The sequence below is a fragment of the Campylobacter sp. US50a genome, from assembly GCF_004379015.1.
In the GTDB taxonomy this organism is placed as follows: domain Bacteria; phylum Campylobacterota; class Campylobacteria; order Campylobacterales; family Campylobacteraceae; genus Campylobacter_D; species Campylobacter_D jejuni.
The window spans coordinates 1-221 of the sequence record NZ_RYYJ01000124.1 but is presented as its reverse complement, the minus strand read 5'-3'; the positions used below and the strand labels follow the sequence as shown (position 1 = coordinate 221).

The following is a 221-nucleotide window of genomic DNA, read 5'->3' as shown; positions in this document are numbered from 1 at the left end:
TGTTCGTTTTTAACTTCCTCTTTTTCAACTACAACTATCGTATCAACTGATTCTTCTTGAAGTTTCAAAGGAATGTACAAAACTACCCTTTGCTTATAAGCTGCAGGAATAATCATCTTTTGAAGATTATAATTATCTTTGATGATTTTCAATTCACCATTAATAATGTGTCCTATGAACCTATCATTTAGTTTTTTCACAATTTCAGGTAATCGCTCTTT

General features: G+C 29.9%; 1 pseudogene. It reads right to left on the bottom strand.

The features are described 5' to 3' along the window. Positions 1–221 (bottom strand): annotated as a pseudogene (locus tag ELQ11_RS09890) (hypothetical protein); the annotation flags it as partial.